This window comes from Pseudomonas sp. GM21, from assembly GCF_000282215.1.
GTDB lineage: Bacteria > Pseudomonadota > Gammaproteobacteria > Pseudomonadales > Pseudomonadaceae > Aquipseudomonas.
In genome coordinates, this window is the sequence record NZ_AKJS01000010.1 from 95,370 (window position 1) to 114,108 (window position 18,739).

An 18,739-nucleotide genomic window follows, 5' to 3' on the forward strand; every position below is an offset into this window, starting at 1 on the left:
ACTAAAGTACATGCCCACCTGTGGGAGCGAGCCTGCTCGCGATAGCGGTCTGACAGTCAACAAAGATGTTGAATGTGAGGGCCTCATCGCGAGCAGGCTCGCTCCCACAAGGGTTTGGTGGTGTCAGGCCTGGGCGGGCTCCAGCGCCAGCTCCACAGCTTCAGGCCGTTTGAGCAGCGCATACGCCACCGCCGTCAGAATACTCCCGGCGACAATCGCCAGCAGGTACAACAGCGCATGGTTGATCGCATTCGGGATCGCCAATACAAACAATCCGCCGTGCGGCGCCATCAGTTTGCAGCCGAAATACATCGACAATGCCCCGGCCAGGGCGCCACCGGCAATGCTCGCCGGAATCACCCGCAACGGGTCTTTCGCAGCAAACGGAATGGCCCCTTCGGAGATGAAGCACAAGCCCAGCACCAGCGCCGCTTTGCCGGCCTCGCGCTCGGTCTGGGCAAACTTTCGTCGCGCAATGAACGTGGCAATGCCCAAGCCAATCGGCGGCACCATGCCGGCAGCCATGGTCGCGGCCATGGGTGCATAACTCTGCGACGCCAGCAGCCCCACCGAGAACGCGTAGGCCGCCTTGTTGATCGGCCCGCCAAGGTCCACGCACATCATCCCGCCCAACAATACACCGAGCAAAATCGCATTGGTGGTGCCCATGCTGTCGAGGAAGTGCGTCAGCCCTTCCAGCATCCCGGCCACCGGTTTGCCGACCACGTAAATCATCACCAGCCCGGTGAACAGACTCGCCAGCAGCGGGATGATCAGGATTGGCTTCAGCGCCTCAAGACTCTGCGGCAAACGCGCGTAGCGGTTGATCGCCTGCGCCGCATAACCGGCGATGAAACCGGCAATGATCCCGCCGATAAAACCGGCACCCAGGGTGCTTGCCAACATCCCGCCGATCATCCCCGGCGCCAGGCCCGGCCGGTCGGCAATCGAGTAGGCGATGTAGCCTGCCAGCAGCGGCACCATCAACTTGAACGCGGTGTCACCGCCGATCTGCATCAGCGCAGCCGCCAATGTGCCCGGCTCCTTGAACGCGGTGATGCCGAACACAAAGGACAACGCAATCATCAACCCGCCCGCCACCACCATCGGCAGCATGAACGACACGCCGGTCAGCAGGTGTTTGTAAACGCCCGTCTTCTCTTGCTTGGCCGGGCCTTGTGAACCCGTGGCAGCGGTTTCCTGCCGACCTTCGGCCAGTGCTTTATTCAGCGTCGCTTCGGCCTGTTTCAGCGCTATGCCGGTGCCGCAGCGGTAAATCTTCTTGCCGGCGAAACGCTCGGTGGCGACTTCGATATCACAGGCCAACAACACCACATCGGCATCGGCAATCGCCGCCGCGCTCAACGGATTGCGCGCGCCGACCGAGCCCTGGGTTTCCACTTGCAGGTCATAACCCAGACGCTTGGCCGCTTGCTGCAAGGCTTCGGCGGCCATGAAAGTGTGAGCGACGCCGGTCGGGCACGCGGTAATCGCGACCAGACGCGGGGCGTTTTTTACGAGGGCGACAGGCTCGGCCACGGCTTCGGGGGTGACGTAAACCTGAGCCTCTTCAGCACCGCGACGCAGCACCGCTTCAACATCTTGCAGGGCTTGCGCCGGGGTGCTCTGGAACACCCGCTTGCCGACGAATCGCGACATATCCACCGACGCGCTGGTCACCAGCAACACCCACTGGGCCGCCTCGATCGTGGCCGCCGATAGTTGACGTTCCGGGTGCGCCGCATCGTTGACTTCGACACTGGTGCTCCAGCCCTGACGCTGGGCCGCCGCATCAAGCAAACGGGCGCACAGCACACTGGTGACCATGCCGTTCGGGCAGGCCGTAACAATGGCTAATTTCATCACAAACCCTCTTATTGTTCTGTCAGGGGACGCACGCGCACACCCTGTTCAAGCTGCGCCAATTGCCTGGCATCGCCGATGCCGAAACCGATCTGGGTGACCGCCATCGCGGCAATCGCCGTGGCGGTGCGCAGGGTCTGTTCAGGCGTATCGGCGCTGAGCAATCCATGGAGCATGCCGGCCAACAACGAATCGCCCGCGCCCACCGTGCTGGCGACGCTGACCTTGGGCGGCGTGGCATGCAATGCCGAACCGACACTGAACCAGTTCACGCCATCCGCCCCGTGGGAGATCACCACGTGCTCGATGCCTAGAGCGTGCAAACGGCTCGCGGCTTCGGCTTGAGCCGCCACCGAAACGACCTCGCAACCCAGCGCATCGGCCAGCTCTTCGGTGTTGGGCTTGATCAGCCACGGGCCGGCCTTGAGTGCAACGCGCAAGGCTTCGCCGCTGGTGTCGAGGGCGACGTTCAATCCGAGTTTTTTCAAGCGCACAATCAACGCCTGCAGCCAGTGCGCACTGACGCCTTGCGGCAAACTTCCGGCGACGACGACCACATCATGACCGGGCGCAATCTGCACAAGGCGATCAAACAACGCCTGCTGCGCGGCTTCACTGACCCTCGGCCCCGGACCATTGAGGTCGGTGATGCGCCCGTCGCTTTCCGCCAGTTTGATGTTGCTGCGAATCTCGCCCGGAACCCGGATAAACGCGTCGACAAAACCGCGTTTGGCGAACAGGGTTTCGAACGCCTGAAGATTGTCCTCTCCGAGAAATCCGCTGACGGTCAGCTGATGGCCGAGGTCCGCCAACACTTGCGCCACGTTCACGCCTTTACCGGCGGCGTGGGTGTGCATGGCGCCGCTGCGGTTGACCTGACCGGGTTCCAGGCGTGGCAACTGGACGGTCAGGTCCAGTGCCGGATTGAGGGTGAGGGTTAAAATCCGGGCCATTACAGAGCCTCCACTAATGCGCGCACTTCATTGGCGCTACCCACGGCCAGGGCCTGTCGGGCGAGAGTTTGCGTCTGGGCGAGGTTGAGCTCACGAATACGCGCCTTGACCTCGGCAATGCTGCGACCCGAGACGCTGAGTTCGTCCACACCCAGTCCGACCAACACCGGTACCGCCAGCGGGTCGGCCGCCAGTTCGCCGCACACGCCGACCCATTTGCCATGGGCATGCGCCGCGCGCACGGTGATGTCGATCAGTTGTAGCACCGCCGGGTGCAAGCCGTCGGCCTGGGCGGACAAGGTCGGATGACCGCGGTCGATGGCCAAGGTGTATTGCGTCAGGTCGTTGGTGCCGACGCTGAAGAAGTCGACCTCTTTGGCCAGCACCGGCGCCAACAAGGCCGCCGACGGCACTTCGATCATAATCCCCAGTTGCAGGTCCGCAACCGGGATTTCCAGACGCAAACGTTCGGTCATGTCCCGCGCCTGACGCCATTCATCGACGTTGCCCACCATCGGAAACATGATGCGCAGCGGACGGTTGTCGGCGGCCCGCAGCAAGGCGCGCAATTGCGCTTCCATGATCTTCGGACGTTGCAGCGTCAGGCGAATGCCCCGCACGCCGAGGAACGGGTTTTCTTCCTTGGCGATGGGCCAATACGGCAACGGTTTGTCGCCACCGACGTCGAGGGTACGCACCACCAGCGGCCGACCGGCCAGGCCGTCGAGGACGCGACGGTATTCGACTTCCTGGGTAGCTTCGTCCGGCGCCTGCTGGTGGGCCATGAAAATCAGTTCGGTGCGCAACAAGCCAATGCCTTCGGCGCCCTGCTCCACCGCGCTGGTGACGCCCGCGCTTTCGCCAATGTTGGCGAACACTTCGACCGCGTGACCATCGGTGGTGAGGGCCGGTTGATGGCGTTGTTCAGCGGCCCTTTGCAAACGCAGTTCGCGGGTGTCGCGCTCTTCCGTGGCGCGTTGCAAGGTCAACACATCGGCGTCCACATGCAAGCGACCGCGTTGGCCATCAATCAGTAAAGGCGTACCCGGCGCCAGCAGCAACACGGCCTCCCCGGCACCGACCAGCGCTGGAATGCCCAGCGCCCGGGCAACAATGGCGCTGTGCGCCGTGGCGCCGCCCCGAGCCGTGAGAATACCGGCGACGCGAGCCGGATCGAGACGCGCCACATCGGACGGCCCCACTTCGTCCATCACCAGAATGTAAGGCTGGTCCGGCTCGCTCGGCGTTACAACGCCAGCCAGTTGCGCCAGCACACGACGGCCAATGTCGCGCAAATCAGCCGCCCGCTCGGCGAGCAATGCGTCCTGCAACGATTCCTGTTGCCGGGCCGCCGCTTCGATCACCGCCATGCACGCCGCCTCGGCGCTTTCGCCTTGTTTGAGACGGGTGTCGACTTCATCGCTCAGCTCCGGGTCGTCGAGCATTTCCTGGTGAGTGATGAAAATCTCGCGGATGGCCTTGGACTTGCTACGATCGATCAAGCCTTGGATGTCGCGACGCACCTGCGCCATTGCGTGTATGAGACGCTCACGTTCGATGCTGGCAGACTCGCCACGCAACGGATAATCGATGATTTGCAGCACCTGAATATGCGCCGGACCGATGGCAATACCCGGGGCAGCTGCGATGGCTTGAATGACACTGCCGGACGCCGGGGCGAGCAGCACTTCGGCCACCTCGGCAACTGCTTCGTGCTGTTGGCTCACCGCCGGCAATGGCTCGACCTCTTCACCGAGGCCGTCTTCGATGGCAGTCAACAAGGCCGGCAAGGCATCGGCGGCAATGCTCGGCTCGGCAACGAATTCCAGCACTTGGCCCCGACGGGCGCCGAGACTGAGCAGTTTGCTCAAGCTTTTTACCGATACCGCACTGTCCTGGCCGTCGACGATGCGTACGCGAATTTCACCTTCAAAACTTTTCGCCAGTTGCGCGAGGATTTTCGCCGGGCGCGCGTGCAAGCCGTGGGCGTTGGCCAGGGCGATGCGAGCGCTCGGCCAGTCCGCCGGCAGTTCGCCACCCAGCACTTCGAGCACCTTGCGACTGCTGGTGGCGCGGCCCAGTTCGTGACCGCGACCTTCAATCAGCAACGCACAAAGACGTTCGAGCAAGGCTTGATGCGCCTCACCGAGGCTGGCCAGGCAGAACAGACCGCTGAGTGGCTGGCCGAGGTAGCGCATCGGTTTGTCCGGGGTGACGAAGGCCAGGCCCGGGCGCTTCACCGTTTGTTCGCTGTGCAACCACCACAAGCCATCGCCCAGCGGTAACGCTTCGACCTGTTGCAACACGGCGGAGAAACCGTTGCTGACGCAATCGGCCTGGCGCAGCAAACGCGCACCGCGCCAGACCAGTTCCTCGAAGTCATCGGCGGACACACCCAGGCCGATCATCTGTGCATCCAGCGCCAATTCCTGTGGCGCGCCTTGCAGCAGTTTCAACAAGGCCTCGGCGGAGCTGGCACGGCGCAGAGCCTGGCCCAGATCGGTTTCGCCGAGGGCGCGGGTCAGCAGTTGCAACAATCGCAAATGTTCATCGGACTTGGCCGCGATACCGATCGCCAGGTAAACGATCTGGCCGTCGCCCCAATCCACGCCCTCGGGGAACTGCATCAGCCGCACGCCGGTGGTAAACACCAGATCGCGGGTCTGCGGTGTACCGTGGGGGATGGCAATACCTTGTCCGAGAAAGGTCGAGCCCTGAGCTTCTCGCGCCTGCAAGCCGGCCAGATAGCCCTCGGCAACCAGGCCATCAGCGATCAGATGCTCGGCCAATAACTGTAACGCAGCGGACTTATCCACAGCCGATTGGCCCATGGAAATCTGCTCTAGGGTGAGCTCGAGCATGCTTTCTCCTTTTTGGCATCTGATGACGCCAGGTATTGTTTTGAATGAATCAGCACAGGCGCCTAATCTTCACTTTTGGCGGTTTCACGGCAGAACCGGCCAAAGGTGCCTACAGTCCCGAAAATACGCCTGCTGAAACGTTTAATCTAGAATACTTGGCACGTTACTCGATAATGTCTCATCCTTGAAGCCCAACTTGTCGGATGTGCTTGGACATTAGTCGTCTGCCTGATTCGGGTAGGATTGGCGAAAATGTCGGGGCAAGCTCGAAAAAAAGGAAATCCCGAGTTGAAACTCAGTGATATCGCACAGTTGGCCGGTGTGTCCGTAACCACCGCCAGTTATGTCATTAATGGCAAGGCCGAACAGCAACGCATCAGCAGTGCCACTGTCGAGCGCGTGCGCGCGGTCGTCGAACAACATGGCTTTACGCCCAACCCTCAAGCCGCCGGGTTGCGCAGTCGGCACACACGCACCTTGGGGTTTATTCTGCCGGACCTGGAAAACCCCAGTTACGCACGAATCGCCAAACTGCTGGAACAAGGCGCCCGGGCACGCGGCTATCAATTGCTGATCGCCAGTTCCGACGATGCGCCGGACAGTGAACGGCAATTGCTGCAACTGTTCCGCGCCCGGCGCTGCGATGCGCTGATCGTCGCCAGTTGCCTGCCGACAGGTGATGACAGCTATCGCCAGTTGCAGGCCAAGGGCATTCCGATCATCGCCATCGACCGGGTCATGGAGCCCGAGCATTTCTGCTCGGTGATCAGTGATGACCGCGAGGCCAGCCTGCACTTGACCCGCAGTCTACTGGACCCGTTGCCCAAGCAGATCGCCTTGATCGGCGCGCGCCCCGAGTTGAGTATCAGCCAGGAACGCGCGGCCGGCTTCAAAGAAGCGCTGGACGGCTTCCAGGGCGAGGTATTGATCGAGCACGGCGAGTCGTTCAGCCGCGAGTGCGGCAAGCAGTTGATGGAAGAAATGCTCCAGCGCCTGGGTCATCTGCCGGATGCGCTGGTGACCACCTCCTACGTGCTGCTTCAGGGTGTGTTCGATGCCTTGCATGACTATCCGCTGAAAACCCGTCCATTGCGCCTGGGTACGTTCGGCGACACGCAGCTGCTGGACTTCCTGCCGCTGCCGGTCAACGCCATGGCCCAGCAGCATCAGTTGATCGCCGACAAAGCCCTTGCGCTCGCACTGGCCGCCATCGAGCAGTCCGATTACCAACCCGGCGTGCAGGCCATCGCGCGGACTTTCAAGCAGCGTATTCGGCGGGACTGAACCGTGGAGCTGATCGACAGCCACACTCATCTGGATTTTCCGGATTTCGACGAGGACCGTCAGGCGCTGCTGGCCGAAAGCCGCGCCCTGGGTGTGCGGCGGATGGTGGTGTTGGGGGTTTATCAGGCGAATTGGCAGCGAGTCTGGGAGTTGGTGCAAAGCGATCCAGACTTGCATGCTGCATTCGGTTTGCACCCGGTTTACCTGGATGATCACCGACCTGAAGATTTACAGGCGCTCGCCGACTGGCTGACGCGTCTGGCCGGCCATCGGCAGTTGTGCGCCGTGGGCGAAATCGGTCTGGATTACTTCATCGAAACCCTCGACCGAGAGCGTCAACAGGCGCTGTTCGATGCGCAACTGCAACTGGCGGCGGACTTCAACCTGCCGGCGCTGATTCATGTGCGGCGCAGCCATGCGGCGGTGATTGCCACGTTGAAACGCTTTCGTCTGAAACGCGCAGGGATCATCCACGCCTTTGCGGGCAGCAAGGAAGAAGCGCACGAGTACATCAAGCTCGGTTTCAAACTGGGTCTGGGCGGCGCCGCGACCTGGCCACAGGCGCTGCGCATGCATCGCGTGCTCGCCAATTTGCCGCTGGCGTCCGTGGTGCTGGAAACCGACTCACCGGACATGGCTCCCGCCATGTTTCCCGGTCAACGCAACAGCCCGGCGCACCTGCCGGCGATCTGCGCGGCACTGGCGCAGATCATGGCGATCAGCCCTGGGCAATTGGCCGCCATCAGCACGGCTAATGCTTGCGAGCTGTTCTACTGGTAATCAGTCGGCTTGGGCCTTGGTGGCGTCCCTGCTCGCACCCACAGGAATCTTCTAAACCCGGAATGCGCTGATCAGGTGCTTGAGTTCCACCACCTGAGCCGACAACGCACGGCTGGCATCCTCGGTCTGGTGCGCACCTTCGGCGGTGCGCTCGCCGGCACGGTTGATTTCGACGATGTTCTGATCGATGTCGTGGGCGACGGCGGTCTGCTGCTCGACGGCGGCAGCGATTTGCTGGTTCTGGTCAACGATCATGCCGACGGCGCCGAGGATGTTTTCCAGCGCCTGCTGGACCTTTTCCGATTGCCCGACCGTGCCGTCGGCCACCTGATGGCTGATGCCCATGGCTTTCACCGCCGCACCGACGCCGCTGTGGAGCTTGCTGATCATCTGCTCGATTTCTTCGGTCGATTGCTGGGTGCGCTTGGCGAGCGTGCGGACCTCATCGGCCACCACCGCAAAACCACGCCCCTGCTCACCGGCCCGAGCGGCTTCGATGGCCGCGTTAAGGGCCAAAAGATTGGTTTGCTCAGCGATGCTTTTGATCACCTCCAGCACACGGCTGATGGACTGGCTGTCGCTGGCCAATTGATTGATCACCAGCACCGACTGATCGATCTCACTGGCCAATTGCGCGATGCTGCCCTGCTGGGACGCCACCAGCCCGCGGCCGGTGATGGTCTCGTCATTGACGCTGTGGGCGCTGCTGACCGCGGCGGCGGCACTGCGCGCCACCTCAAGGGAGGTGGCCGACATCTGGTTCATGGCCGTGGCGACCTGCTCGATCTGCGTACGCTGCCCGGCCACTGCCTGGTTGCTCTGGGTAGAAACGCTTTGAACCTGCCCGGCCTGACGCTCGACCTCATTGACGGTCTTGCCGACTCGCTCGATCAGGTCATGGATTTTCTTCACGGTGCCGTTGAACACCTCGCCCAACTCGCCAAGTTCATCGCGGCTTTGCGCACGGAAGGTCACCGTCATGTCGCCGGCAGCGACTGTGTCCATCATGGCGCCAAGCCGCTTGAGGGTGGTGCGGGTTGAAGCGTAGAAGCCGCCGTAAAGGTAGAAAATCAGCACAAACACCACCGACAGCGCCACGGCCTGCAAGATCATGTGAGTGCGGTTTTGCTCCAGTCGCTGCTGCAACTGGGTACCGAGGAATTTCAAGGTGGCTTCGTTGAGTTGGTAAGTTTGGTCCATCAGGCCAGTGACCTGATCGTAAAAACCCTGCCAGGGTGTATCGAGTGTGTCCGCCATCACCACTTTTTCTTCGAACAGCTCACTGGCTTTTTTCAGCGAAGCCTTGCTGCTATCCGCTTGAGCGGCCAGGGTTTCACGCGCCGCTTTGCTGGAGCCCAAGGCGTCCTGCAATTTCAGGCCGTATTCGCCCTGAAGCTTTTCGATCTGCGCCAACAGCTCATCAAATCGAGTGCTCGACGCCGAGTTGATAAAGCCTTGCCCCAGCGAAAAGGAACCCATCGCGCGGCCTTCGCCCAGCAGTTGGGTCACAGGTGGAGTGACGCTGGTGATCAGTTCGCTCAGTTGACGCATGTCGCTTTGATTGTCGCGACTGAGGCCGGCCTGAGTGGCGATGATCTGGCTGAAAATCTGCGCGCTGCCGAGCAGTTTGCCGATCATGCCGCTTTTACTTTGCAGGGAGGTTTCCGCTTGCTGGGCCTTGAAAGCGGCAATCATTTCATCGCGCTTGCCATCAAAAGCGGTGATCTGCTCTGGATCAGTGGTCATCGCCGTCAGCCCTTGCAGGCGCGCCAGGATACTTTGCTCCAGCGTGCCGATCTTCGACTCGACATTGCCGGCCTTGCCGGACTGGCCCAGCGTGACGTTGATCTGTACCAGATTATTCAGTGTCTCCAGGTCTCGCCGAAGGGTCAGGCCGCTGCCCAGCAGGTTGAGGCTCTGCAGTTCGACTTGTGTGCCCTGAAATTCACGATAGGAGTCGCGCACCAGATAGAAGTTGGTCACCAGCATGGGCACAAGGAACAGCACGCTGATCAGGCTGAACTTCATGCCGAAGCTCAGGCGGTTCATCAGCGCGACGGCGGGATAGAGCAAGCTCTTCACTGGAAGTCTCCCTTTGAGTTCTTATTTTTATTTGGCAGGCGCAGGCCAGCGGCAGATAGCCACTATCGAGCGCTATCCCTGTATATCTTAAATCGGCAGGATGTTTTGTAACTTAAGGTTAACGCGGGGAGATCAATCCCTGTAGCAGCTGGCGCAGCCTGCGTCCGGCTGCGAAGCAGGCGTCGTGAATACACTGGGACTATCAGGTTTACTCGTCATTTGGATTGACGACTGCTGCGCAGCCGGACGCAGGCTGCGCCAGCTGCTACAGGGATTGAGGTGTTACGGGAGCACCGTCCACAGCGCAAAACCGGCGTACCAGAGCACTGCCGCGCGCAGTAGCAACTCCCAGATCCGGTCCAGGCTGTTGATGCCATCCGGTCCGACGACCGGTGCCGGAATTTCACCGGCTACCAGCCCGACTTTCTCGATCAGCTGAGCAGCGCTGATGTTCCAGTTCAGCAACTCATGCAACATCACCCGGCTGACCGCCACAAAATTGCCGATCAGCGCAAAACTCATCGCCAGCAACCGCACGGGCACCCAATCAAAGGCGTGGCGCAATTGTGCCGCGCGCTCGACCACGGCCGGGTTCTGCCCATGCTCCTCGGCCAGTGCCAGCAAGCGATAACTCAGGGCCGCAACCGGCCCCAGCAGGAAGTACCAGAAAATGACCGCAAAGAAACTTTGATAAGCCTCCCACAGCAGGTGTGCTTCGACCCGTTCCAGCAATTCCTCGCCACTTTCAGCGCAAATATCCAGGTCACGTTCGGCCACATGCTCAGCGGCTTGCAGGTCTTCCCGCCGCCAGGCATCGCGAAATGGCCCCAAGCCCGCCAACAGATCGCCTCGGCCCAGGCTGTAAATCACCACCAGCAAATGCACCGGTAACGCCAGCAGACCGTAGGCCAAGGGCTCCAGCACCACGAGCAGTAACCCCAACAGCGCGACCGGCAACAACACCATAATGATCAGGATTAACCATGACCGGTCGATCAGACGTGGCGTGACCTCAAGCTTGTTCAGCTCGCGCACCCAACCGCCATCTCGCTGGACCCGATGGCGCAGTGCCGAGAATTTCTCGATCCACACAGCCAACAGCAACACCAGAAAACTCATTGTCCTTCCTCTTTTGCCAGGGCCGCGCGATAGCGTGCCCAGTCGAACGCCGGTCCTGGATCGGTCTTGCGCCCCGGCGCGACGTCGCTGTGCCCGCAAATGCGCTGCGCAGTGATGCCGGTGTAGGCGTTTTGCAGCTGTCGGGTCAAAGCCGTCAGCGCAAGATACTGAGCATCGGTGAACGGCAGATCATCCGTGCCTTCAAGCTCGATGCCCACCGAAAAATCGTTACAGGTGTCCCGGCCCTCGAAACTCGAAACACCGGCGTGCCAGGCACGTTCAATGCAAGAGACAAACTGAGTGACAGCACCGTCGCGCTCAATCAGAAAGTGGGCGGACACCCGCAAGTCAGCAATGCCTTCAAAATAAGGATGCTCCGTGACATCCAGACGATTCTGGAAGAATTCCTGCACTTTGCCGGTGGCGAACTGCGCTGGCGGCAAGCTGATGTTGTGGATCACCAGCAGGGAAATTTCGCCCGAGGGGCGCGCATTGAAGTTGGGTGAGGGGCATAAACGCACGTCCTGACACCAACCACTCGCGGGGTCCAACTGCATACCGGTTCCTTCAACGACGACTGTGTTGGCGCCCAGTATGCCGCGATAGCCCCTCCAGATGCGATCATTGCCGCGAATGGAACGTCTATGAGACCTTGGGTTGACTCGTGCCATGGCCCTATAATCGGACCACTTTGTTTGTGGAGCCCGTTATGCCGAATCTACGTCTCGCCGACCTGACCGCCGAAATCGAAGCCAACGTACGCCGTGCGTTGCGAGAAGACATCGGCAGCGGCGACATCACCGCGCAGTTGATCCCGGCCGAACGCCTGGCTAAAGCCACCATCATCACTCGTGATGCCGCCGTCATTGCCGGCACTGCGTGGGTTGATGCGGTGTTCCGGCAGCTGGACCCACGGGTCGCAGTGCATTGGCAAGTGTGTGACGGCGAACGGGTAAAACCCAATCAGGTGCTGTTCCACCTCGAAGGCCCGGCGCGCTCGCTGCTCAGCGGCGAACGCAGTGCACTGAACTTCCTGCAATTGCTGTCGGGTGTGGCCACGCGTGCGCAGTACTTGGCTGATTTTGTCGCCAACACCCAAGTGAAGTTGCTCGACACCCGCAAAACCCTGCCCGGTCTGCGTCTGGCGCAGAAGTACGCCGTGACCTGCGGCGGCTGCCACAACCACCGCATCGGTCTGTATGACGCCTTCCTGATCAAGGAAAACCATATCGCCGCCAGCGGTGGCATCCCTGAAGCCATTAACGCCGCGCACAAGATCGCCCCGGGCAAACCGGTGGAGATCGAAGTGGAAAGCCTGAGCGAGCTCAAGGAAGCTCTGACGGCGGGTGCTGACATCATCATGCTCGATGAATTGAGCCTGGATGACATGCGTGAAGCCGTGCGCCTGAACGCAGGCAAAGCCAAACTGGAAGCCAGTGGCGGGATCAACGAAAGTACTCTGCTGCCAGTCGCCGAAACCGGGGTCGATTACATTTCGATTGGCGCGATGACCAAGGACGTGAAGGCTATCGATCTGTCGATGCGTTTGAGCCTCTGAGCCCCAGCTACGAGCGGCAAGCTCCAGGCTTCAAGCAGGTTTGCTTTGGCTTGTAGCTTGCCGCTTGAAACCTGAAGCTGCTCTCAAACCACCAGATTGTTCATCTCGCAATATTCTTCCCACTCGACACCCAGCACCTCGGCCGCCTCCTTGTGCAGCACCAGGCGCGCAGCCTCGAACTCTTCCGGGGTGGAGGTGTATTTGAGCGTCAATTCCCACGGCTGCAAGCCCTGGGCTTCGGCCTCGTCCTCAAACGCCCATTGAATCTGGTCTTTCTGATCGTCGGCCGGCAGGTCCTTGATCTCTTCGGCTAGCTGGGGCGAATCCACCAAGTACTTTTTGAGCGCTTCTTCGTGTCTGGCTTCTTGGGTCAATTCTTTAACGGTCATGTCGTTCTCGCTGATCTGGGGAATGGAAGATGGATCTGGATCATCAAGGATCTCTCTGACGCAAAAAACCGGTAGAAGCCCGGTTTGTCTGGCCTTCAGAACCATTCGGGGATCATCTGAAAACTGCAAAGTGGTGCGTGTGCAGGTACCGAATATAGGACGTTTGGTTGCCGATTTATATGGACTTTTACATCAATTCGACAAAAAACGCTGGAAGGACTTTGAGCACAAAGTTGAAACAACAGGGGGATGGTGCCCGAGACAGGAATCGAACATCACCATATAGGCCGTGCATTCACTGAAATATCGCCTTGCAAGCTCCTTTCCGTATACCTAAACGTATACCTAAAACGGAAAGTACCCCCCCTCACTCAGTCGTTTTTGCATCTATTCCAAGGCGTATCACGTTCAAGGGCGAAGCAGAGTTGAGTGATCGGATGAGCGGTCAGATTCGGCCTATTCAGACGCCGCCAGAATTGGCGCGGCTGCCTGGTTTCCCAATTTTTGGGAGTGACCCATTTGCTGGCTCAAATTTACGCCATCGAGTTCTTGGGGAGTTACTGGAGCTGATTGGTCAGCCAGCATCAAGGCCAGACTCAAGACGGCGAAACCGAGTATCACGGAGAACGAGCCCCTCCAGAATACGGTGCGGCGACAGCGTTGGTGTGCATTCATGTTGCAGACCCCTTTCAGCCTTATGGCTGGCATCTGGCTAGCATTGCTTAGCTTGCTTCTTATTCGGTCGCCCAATGTAGCTACTGCTAAGGATGATTACCAGACCGCGACCAGGGCGTGGCGGTATTCACCATATCTACCCGCTGGGCTGGCCAGTCGCCCGTGGTTGGCCAGGTGGCAGTCGGTTCTTCTTTTCTTCCGCAGGAAGCGAACAACAAACGCAGTTTGTGTAGTGAGTACACAAGCTGCGCTTGGGGTGACTTGCACCGACCTTGGCTCCACCCGCACGCTGAAGATGAGAACACTCAGCACGGGGGCAGTCATGCCTTACACGATACTAAGAACAAAAAAGCTGAAGTCGGTCGCCGGGATTATTGGATCTGGCCGACACACATTCCGAGAGATGCCCACACCGAACTCCAATGGTGCGGCCAATGTGCACGTTGGTGGCGCGACGACGGCTGCGGGTCTTGCCAATGCGGTCTTGGCCAAGCTGCCTGAACGCCGGCGTAAGGGTGCGGTGCTCTGCATTGAATATCTGATCACCGCCAGCCCCGAGGCATTCACCCGGCACGGCGGGACGATGCCAGACACAGGCGGCTACTTCGACCGGGCCATAGCCTGGCTGAAGGCTCGGCACGGCGGCGCGAACATTGTCAGCGCTACCGTTCACCTGGACGAGAGGACGCCCCACCTAGTCGCGTACGTCGTGCCGGTGACCAAGGACGGGAGGCTGTCTGCGCGTGATTTTCTCGGCGGTGCCGCCAAGCTGCGCAAGATGCAGACCGACTTCCATCATTGGTGCGGGAAGCCGTTCGGTTTGTTGCGCGGCATCGAGGGATCGAAAGCCCCCCATCAGAAGGTCAGCCAGTATTACCAGGCACTCGCCGCTGCTGAGCCGGTTATTGAGCGATCAGACCTGGCCGCTGCGGTCGTCGGGATACAGACACCAAGTTACAAGGCGCTGCTGCTGAGGGCCAAGACTTCAGCCATACAGGACAAGCTTCAACGCTCAGCCAGTGAGGCACTACATGCACGGCAGATGGCACTGGATCGGCAGGCGGTCGAGTTCAGGCAGGCCCAGCGGGCGCTTGAGGATCTGGAGATCACACTAGAAAAGCGAGCTGACAGTCTGGATGAGGTTGATCAGGCATTGGAGGCAGCGCTGTTGAAGGCTGGGCGGGAAAAGGAGCGCGCTGACCGGCTGAGCAAGCAGCTCGCCGAATTGATCAGGCGAATGCCCGAAGCAGACGTGGCAATAACGCCACACTGAGGCGTTCCCGTCATCCTGTTTCGGGGCAGTCGTCGGCTATTGGCTCAGCTCATTCATAGCGTTGCTTCGCAAACTCGTCATTCACATAAATATGGGGGGATGCCTAATCTCTGGTCATAGTCGGTCGTCTAAGCTCCTTTCGGCGATGGTGGTGGCGGCACTGGGCGCGAGGGCGGGTCTCGCCTTGGCAGCGGAACATCACTTTTGATATTGCGCATTGGTGGCGGAGGTGGCGGTGGTCGCTTCTGGTCGGTCATTTTTATGAGCTCAGGGATTATTGTAGAGGTAGAAGGGGACGAACGAGAGAATCGCAAGGACGATAGACCAGATGACAAACTTGGACAGAAGGTCGAGCTCTGCGGTTCGCTTGTCATTGTTGAGCGAATTTTTAGTGGCGCCCATCACGTAGTAATCGGCCATTGTCTGGAAAAAGAAACTATTTGCTAACTCCTCGCCACCTTCTCCGTAGTAGGCGAGTAACTCCTGGCGGTGAGCTTCCAGTTCCGTCGTCGTCGGTATGGCCAGATCAGCGTTCCGAATCCGCCACGCCTGTGAAAAGTGAAAAATTCCAATCCCGACACAGATCGTACACCAGAGGAAAAATATCCAGAAGAACACGCCGGCAGTGTGTGTGGATGGGGGCGCTTTGCCCAATAAGTAGGACAGAAAGCTGGAGAGCGCTACCAGCATCGCCAGTGGCAGATTCAGGCGGGCGATCAGCTTTTCTTTTCGTTCAGCCTCGAAAAAATAGATCTTCTCGTACAGCTTGTAACAGTCGTCATCGGCTTTCATGTGACCTCCTTGCTATTTCGCGATTCCGTTGTGATGGCAAACCGATGCTGCAAACTACCAAAATCCCGGTAGTCCGCCCAAGCCGATTACAGCCGCATTTCCCTGATGACTCGCCGAGGTTCCACACCTTGGGCAAGAGCACGCCGTGCGTCTCTGGTAGCTGGTCGGCCTCCTGGCTCTCAAATGCTTTAGCCATGGCGGCGGCCTACCTGACAATCAGCAGCGCCAGCTCTGGCGGAAATACCACCTTGTCGGCGGGCAGGTAGTCGCAGTCGATAACGGACATTGGGCGGCCTCGCAGATGTGGTGATGTTCAACAGCCGCTGAACAGGCGTTCGATTATCTGATAACTGGCGTAGTCGCGGTAGTTTGCTTGGTGCGTCCTAGCGCCCGTTCCAGCCAACTAACTGGGCGTGGTGAGACTACCAATATCAGTCGAGAACTATCAGTTCGGGTAATTTCGGCTCTCAGAGAGCAAAACCCTCCGGTAGCTGTAGATTGCCTCCCAGTCGGGTTGCATGGTTGGCATGGTTTTCCTAAAACTTGAAATATTGGGGTGCCCCCGCTAAACCTGTAGGTCGTTCATATGGGGAAGCAGGGAGAACAAGATGTCCGGCAGATTCGTAGTGGTAAACGCGAGACCAATGGAGCACGGCCAAGACAGTGGTAGCGCAAATCCAGCGAGTCGCGTGGCTCGCGGCTATCTCATCCTGGACAAGCATCAAGACCAAAGACTTCCAGACTGCTATATGAGTCGGGGTGAAGCCCAAGAAGAATGCGATAGAAGGAATGGGGTGTATTGCCAAAGCTGAGCCGCACTCAACTGCGGCACACCTTCCAATCACCCGGGCAACCATCACCAGCGCACCATATGCAATCGGTGGCAGTACGGCCTGGAGTTGCGGCAGTAGCTGCTCAGCGATACCCAGGACAGTAATGGCGCCACCCGCCAATTCGCGGTTATGACTAGGTCATTGCCGGGTGAGATGTTTTGGTCGTACTGCAAAACCAATCTATAACTTACCAAGACCAAGGCCACGAGGAGCCGCCCCATGCCCACGTTCCAGATCCAGCAAGACAACCCCGCCATCTTTGAGGACGCCAACCTGCAACTGAGCCGGATGGTCGAGGAGCTCCACAAGTGCCATGGCAATCATCCGTTGCAACACGGTGCGCGGATGCACGCGACGGGGTATCTGGCCGCGCTGCGGATGCACAAACTGGTGAGTGATGCGGCCTATAACAACCTGTACGGCAGTCTGGTCATAGTGCACGACGCGGCCCTTGCCAAACTGGCGCGGGCCAGCGACTGACGCTGGCCCCAGCCACCCACCGAGGAACCGCCCCATGCCCATGTTGCCCCTGATCCAGATCCAGCAAGACCACCCCGCCATCATTGATGCCGCTCGCCTGCAACTGCGCCGGATGGTCGAGGAGCTCAGCCACTGCCCTGACGATTACCCGTTGCGACACGGTTACCACATGCACGCCACCGGGTATCTAGACGCGCTGCTGAAGCACAAGCTAGTGAGTGATGCGCTCTACGAATACCTGTACGAAGAGGTAGCGGCCTACGGCAAACATGTGCTGGGCCGCCACGGCATAACGCTGCCTATGTAAAAGACCACTCCGCACCTGACCCGGCCTTGGTTGCAATCTGCCGGGGTTGCGGCGACCAACCCCCGTACATTTGGCGTACCAGCGGCTAGACTCCTGGCTTGCGCGCAGGTCTGACCCTGCGCCGGAGACCGGAGACCGCCGATGCGCCGCACCGCCCGCGTGCTTTACCTGATCGACGTGCTGCAAGCCGCCCCCTACGGCCCGTACCCGGCAGGCCGGGCCGTGTTACTGACCTGGGTGTGTGAGCAACTCGATCAACACCCCGGCGATGCCGGCATGCGCCAAATCATCGACGACTACCCGACGCACCTGGTCAGCCTTGGGATGTTGGGAGACATCCAATCGGCAAGTTCGCCCGGAGAGCCTTGATCGATGAAAAAGACGATTCAACAGGAGACGCTCAAAGAGCTCATCGACGCCAGGCGCTGATCATTCCACGCACTCCAGAATGCGTGATGACACTGCGTGAAACAGCACGTTTTGCTGTAACAGAAGCTGCAACAGTCTCTGTAACAGCCCGCCTTTTTTATGGACACCAATAATCATCAGAGTTGTCCCGCAACAGCTTCTCCTCGATGGCCAGACGTACGAACTCTGAGCGATTGCCCTTGGCCGGATGATCGTTCGCGTAGGGATAGTGGATCAGTTGGTCGATGGCGTTTACGGTTTCAGCTCCGACCGACACGATAAGGCGTGTTTTGGCCTTGCCGTCGAACATCCGGTTTTTACTCATGCATTCTCATCTCTGTTTCATCAAGCGATAGTCAGACGCTGGCAAAAGCCCTGTATGCCTGTCCTAGGCTGCGCTCGATGCTAGCGAACAGGGCCCCGGCATCGACCAAAGCTCTAGCGTCTACACGCTTGAGCTGCTTCACCTTCTGCCCGAATGTCCGCCAGTGCATGCCTTTGGGCTTCGGAATTAACTCGGCAGGTATGGATAGGTAGCCTCCGGGGCAGCTTAGGGAGCGGCGCAGCTTCGACGAAAGATCGGCGGCACGGTCACGCTTGTTGGCTTGCTGGCTCGCGTAGTTGAGGTGCAGACAGTGACGGCAGGCGAACACGCGGCGCAGGTACAGCTTGGCGACTCGCCGGCCACAACAGGGACACAGGAACCACGGACGATTGCCGCCCAGGTGACAAGGTGTCCAGGTGATCGGAACGGGGTAATCCTTCAACTCGGCTTCTCCCTTCGTTGTCACTCGATACCGAAGACGCAGACGGGTCTGGCTTTCAGACTCGACGTCGATTGCCCCGACCACTTCACCACGGCGCTTCCACTCCCAGCTGCCGTCGTAGCCAGCGCGCAGCATCCCTGCACGGTGTAGCGCCACAATGCTGAGGGAGCGGTAGTCCGCTGTCGCGTTTTTTTCCTTGGCTCTGCCCATTCAGGGAACCTAAATCAATTGGGAAATTTGGTGTCGGCTGGTTACCAGTTACCGGGAATACTCAAAGAAAAGCGCCTCTCATGCGACTCGTCACTCGTGCAAGAC

The 18,739-nt window shown here is 59.6% G+C and carries 18 protein-coding genes; 8 read left to right on the forward strand and 10 right to left on the reverse strand.

The genetic code is table 11. The features are described from left to right. Positions 1-123: 123 nt before the first annotated feature. The 3 genes from PMI22_RS26735 to ptsP are packed head-to-tail and all read right to left on the reverse strand — an operon-like array spanning position 124 to position 5,677. Complete coding sequence (locus PMI22_RS26735; protein WP_007942821.1) at positions 124-1,863, reverse strand: PTS fructose-like transporter subunit IIB; 1,740 nt, start codon at positions 1,861-1,863, stop codon at positions 124-126. An 11-nt stretch (positions 1,864-1,874) separates the two neighbouring features. Continuing rightward, complete coding sequence (gene pfkB, locus PMI22_RS26730) at positions 1,875-2,816, reverse strand: 1-phosphofructokinase (RefSeq protein ID WP_007942822.1); 942 nt, start codon at positions 2,814-2,816, stop codon at positions 1,875-1,877. After that, positions 2,816-5,677 (reverse strand): phosphoenolpyruvate--protein phosphotransferase, encoded by a 2,862-nt coding sequence (gene ptsP, locus PMI22_RS26725; protein WP_007942823.1) that lies wholly within the window; start codon positions 5,675-5,677, stop codon positions 2,816-2,818. The genes pfkB and ptsP overlap by 1 nt, the downstream gene beginning before the upstream one ends. Positions 5,678-5,965: 288 nt before the next feature. On the opposite strand from ptsP, the gene cra reads away from it, so the two are divergent. After that, complete coding sequence (gene cra / locus PMI22_RS26720; protein ID WP_033048671.1) at positions 5,966-6,961, forward strand: catabolite repressor/activator; 996 nt, start codon at positions 5,966-5,968, stop codon at positions 6,959-6,961. Between the two features lie 3 nt (positions 6,962-6,964). Next, positions 6,965-7,741 carry a TatD family hydrolase gene (locus PMI22_RS26715; RefSeq protein WP_007942826.1) on the forward strand — a complete coding sequence of 259 codons (777 nt, stop codon included), beginning with the start codon at positions 6,965-6,967 and terminating at the stop codon, positions 7,739-7,741. A 51-nt stretch (positions 7,742-7,792) separates the two neighbouring features. On the opposite strand, the gene PMI22_RS26710 is transcribed toward PMI22_RS26715, so the two are convergent. The 3 genes from PMI22_RS26710 to ampD all read right to left on the reverse strand — a co-directional run bounded on the left by PMI22_RS26710 (position 7,793) and on the right by ampD (position 11,499). Beyond that, positions 7,793-9,823, reverse strand: a complete 2,031-nt coding sequence (locus PMI22_RS26710; RefSeq protein WP_007942829.1) for a methyl-accepting chemotaxis protein — start codon at positions 9,821-9,823, stop codon at positions 7,793-7,795. 282 nt (positions 9,824-10,105) lie between these two features. After that, entirely contained in the window at positions 10,106-10,942 is an 837-nt protein-coding gene (gene ampE / locus PMI22_RS26705; protein ID WP_007942830.1) for a regulatory signaling modulator protein AmpE, read from the reverse strand. Continuing rightward, entirely contained in the window at positions 10,939-11,499 is a 561-nt protein-coding gene (gene ampD / locus PMI22_RS26700; protein ID WP_007942831.1) for a 1,6-anhydro-N-acetylmuramyl-L-alanine amidase AmpD, read from the reverse strand. Before ampD ends, ampE begins: the two co-directional genes overlap by 4 nt. 152 nt (positions 11,500-11,651) lie before the next feature. On the opposite strand from ampD, the gene nadC reads away from it, so the two are divergent. Continuing rightward, positions 11,652-12,500 carry a carboxylating nicotinate-nucleotide diphosphorylase gene (gene nadC, locus PMI22_RS26695; RefSeq protein WP_007942832.1) on the forward strand — a complete coding sequence of 283 codons (849 nt, stop codon included), beginning with the start codon at positions 11,652-11,654 and terminating at the stop codon, positions 12,498-12,500. 83 nt (positions 12,501-12,583) lie between these two features. Here the strand turns inward: nadC and PMI22_RS26690 are convergent, their stop codons facing one another. Next, entirely contained in the window at positions 12,584-12,889 is a 306-nt protein-coding gene (locus tag PMI22_RS26690; RefSeq protein WP_007942833.1) for a DUF6388 family protein, read from the reverse strand. A 997-nt stretch (positions 12,890-13,886) separates the two neighbouring features. Between PMI22_RS26690 and mobV the strand changes: the two genes are divergently transcribed. Further along, complete coding sequence (gene mobV / locus PMI22_RS26680; RefSeq protein ID WP_007942835.1) at positions 13,887-14,837, forward strand: MobV family relaxase; 951 nt, start codon at positions 13,887-13,889, stop codon at positions 14,835-14,837. A 267-nt stretch (positions 14,838-15,104) separates the two neighbouring features. Here mobV and PMI22_RS26675 read toward each other — a convergent pair whose 3' ends face one another. Further along, positions 15,105-15,629, reverse strand: a complete 525-nt coding sequence (locus PMI22_RS26675; RefSeq protein ID WP_007942836.1) for a hypothetical protein — start codon at positions 15,627-15,629, stop codon at positions 15,105-15,107. Positions 15,630-16,681: 1,052 nt separating this feature from the next. Here PMI22_RS26675 and PMI22_RS26670 point away from each other — a divergent pair. The 4 genes from PMI22_RS26670 to PMI22_RS31205 all read left to right on the forward strand — a co-directional run bounded on the left by PMI22_RS26670 (position 16,682) and on the right by PMI22_RS31205 (position 17,791). Continuing rightward, entirely contained in the window at positions 16,682-16,942 is a 261-nt protein-coding gene (locus PMI22_RS26670) for a hypothetical protein (RefSeq protein ID WP_007942837.1), read from the forward strand. A 34-nt stretch (positions 16,943-16,976) separates the two neighbouring features. Beyond that, the gene (locus tag PMI22_RS26665; RefSeq protein ID WP_007942838.1) at positions 16,977-17,249 is read left to right on the forward strand and encodes a hypothetical protein; all 273 of its coding nucleotides are present in this window, start codon (positions 16,977-16,979) and stop codon (positions 17,247-17,249) included. A 141-nt stretch (positions 17,250-17,390) separates the two neighbouring features. Then, positions 17,391-17,618, forward strand: a complete 228-nt coding sequence (locus PMI22_RS26660) for a hypothetical protein (RefSeq protein ID WP_007942839.1) — start codon at positions 17,391-17,393, stop codon at positions 17,616-17,618. Next, a complete protein-coding gene (locus tag PMI22_RS31205) occupies positions 17,615-17,791 on the forward strand; it encodes a hypothetical protein (RefSeq protein WP_157214389.1) in 177 nt (58 codons plus the stop codon). The genes PMI22_RS26660 and PMI22_RS31205 overlap by 4 nt, the downstream gene beginning before the upstream one ends. Here PMI22_RS31205 and PMI22_RS26655 read toward each other — a convergent pair. After that, positions 17,776-17,982 carry a hypothetical protein gene (locus PMI22_RS26655; RefSeq protein WP_007942842.1) on the reverse strand — a complete coding sequence of 69 codons (207 nt, stop codon included), beginning with the start codon at positions 17,980-17,982 and terminating at the stop codon, positions 17,776-17,778. The two genes, PMI22_RS31205 and PMI22_RS26655, sit on opposite strands and share 16 nt — an antisense overlap. Before the next feature lie 31 nt (positions 17,983-18,013). Then, positions 18,014-18,634: a hypothetical protein gene (locus PMI22_RS31785; RefSeq protein ID WP_007942844.1), complete on the reverse strand. Its 621-nt coding sequence runs from the start codon at positions 18,632-18,634 to the stop codon at positions 18,014-18,016. Positions 18,635-18,739 lie beyond the last annotated feature (105 nt).

Bases quoted from the DNA above. Each gene is read 5' to 3' on its own strand.
- PMI22_RS26735 (WP_007942821.1), bottom strand. From the start codon at position 1,863: ATGAAATTAGCCATTGTTACGGCCTGCCCGAACGGCATGGTCACCAGT.
- pfkB (WP_007942822.1), bottom strand. From the start codon at position 2,816: ATGGCCCGGATTTTAACCCTCACCCTCAATCCGGCACTGGACCTGACC.
- ptsP (WP_007942823.1), bottom strand. From the start codon at position 5,677: ATGCTCGAGCTCACCCTAGAGCAGATTTCCATGGGCCAATCGGCTGTG.
- ampE (WP_007942830.1), bottom strand. From the start codon at position 10,942: ATGAGTTTTCTGGTGTTGCTGTTGGCTGTGTGGATCGAGAAATTCTCG.
- ampD (WP_007942831.1), bottom strand. From the start codon at position 11,499: ATGCAGTTGGACCCCGCGAGTGGTTGGTGTCAGGACGTGCGTTTATGC.
- nadC (WP_007942832.1), top strand. From the start codon at position 11,652: ATGCCGAATCTACGTCTCGCCGACCTGACCGCCGAAATCGAAGCCAAC.
- PMI22_RS26690 (WP_007942833.1), bottom strand. From the start codon at position 12,889: ATGACCGTTAAAGAATTGACCCAAGAAGCCAGACACGAAGAAGCGCTC.
- mobV (WP_007942835.1), top strand. From the start codon at position 13,887: ATGCCTTACACGATACTAAGAACAAAAAAGCTGAAGTCGGTCGCCGGG.
- PMI22_RS26675 (WP_007942836.1), bottom strand. From the start codon at position 15,629: ATGAAAGCCGATGACGACTGTTACAAGCTGTACGAGAAGATCTATTTT.
- PMI22_RS26670 (WP_007942837.1), top strand. From the start codon at position 16,682: ATGCCCACGTTCCAGATCCAGCAAGACAACCCCGCCATCTTTGAGGAC.
- PMI22_RS26665 (WP_007942838.1), top strand. From the start codon at position 16,977: ATGCCCATGTTGCCCCTGATCCAGATCCAGCAAGACCACCCCGCCATC.
- PMI22_RS26660 (WP_007942839.1), top strand. From the start codon at position 17,391: ATGCGCCGCACCGCCCGCGTGCTTTACCTGATCGACGTGCTGCAAGCC.
- PMI22_RS26655 (WP_007942842.1), bottom strand. From the start codon at position 17,982: ATGAGTAAAAACCGGATGTTCGACGGCAAGGCCAAAACACGCCTTATC.
- PMI22_RS31785 (WP_007942844.1), bottom strand. From the start codon at position 18,634: ATGGGCAGAGCCAAGGAAAAAAACGCGACAGCGGACTACCGCTCCCTC.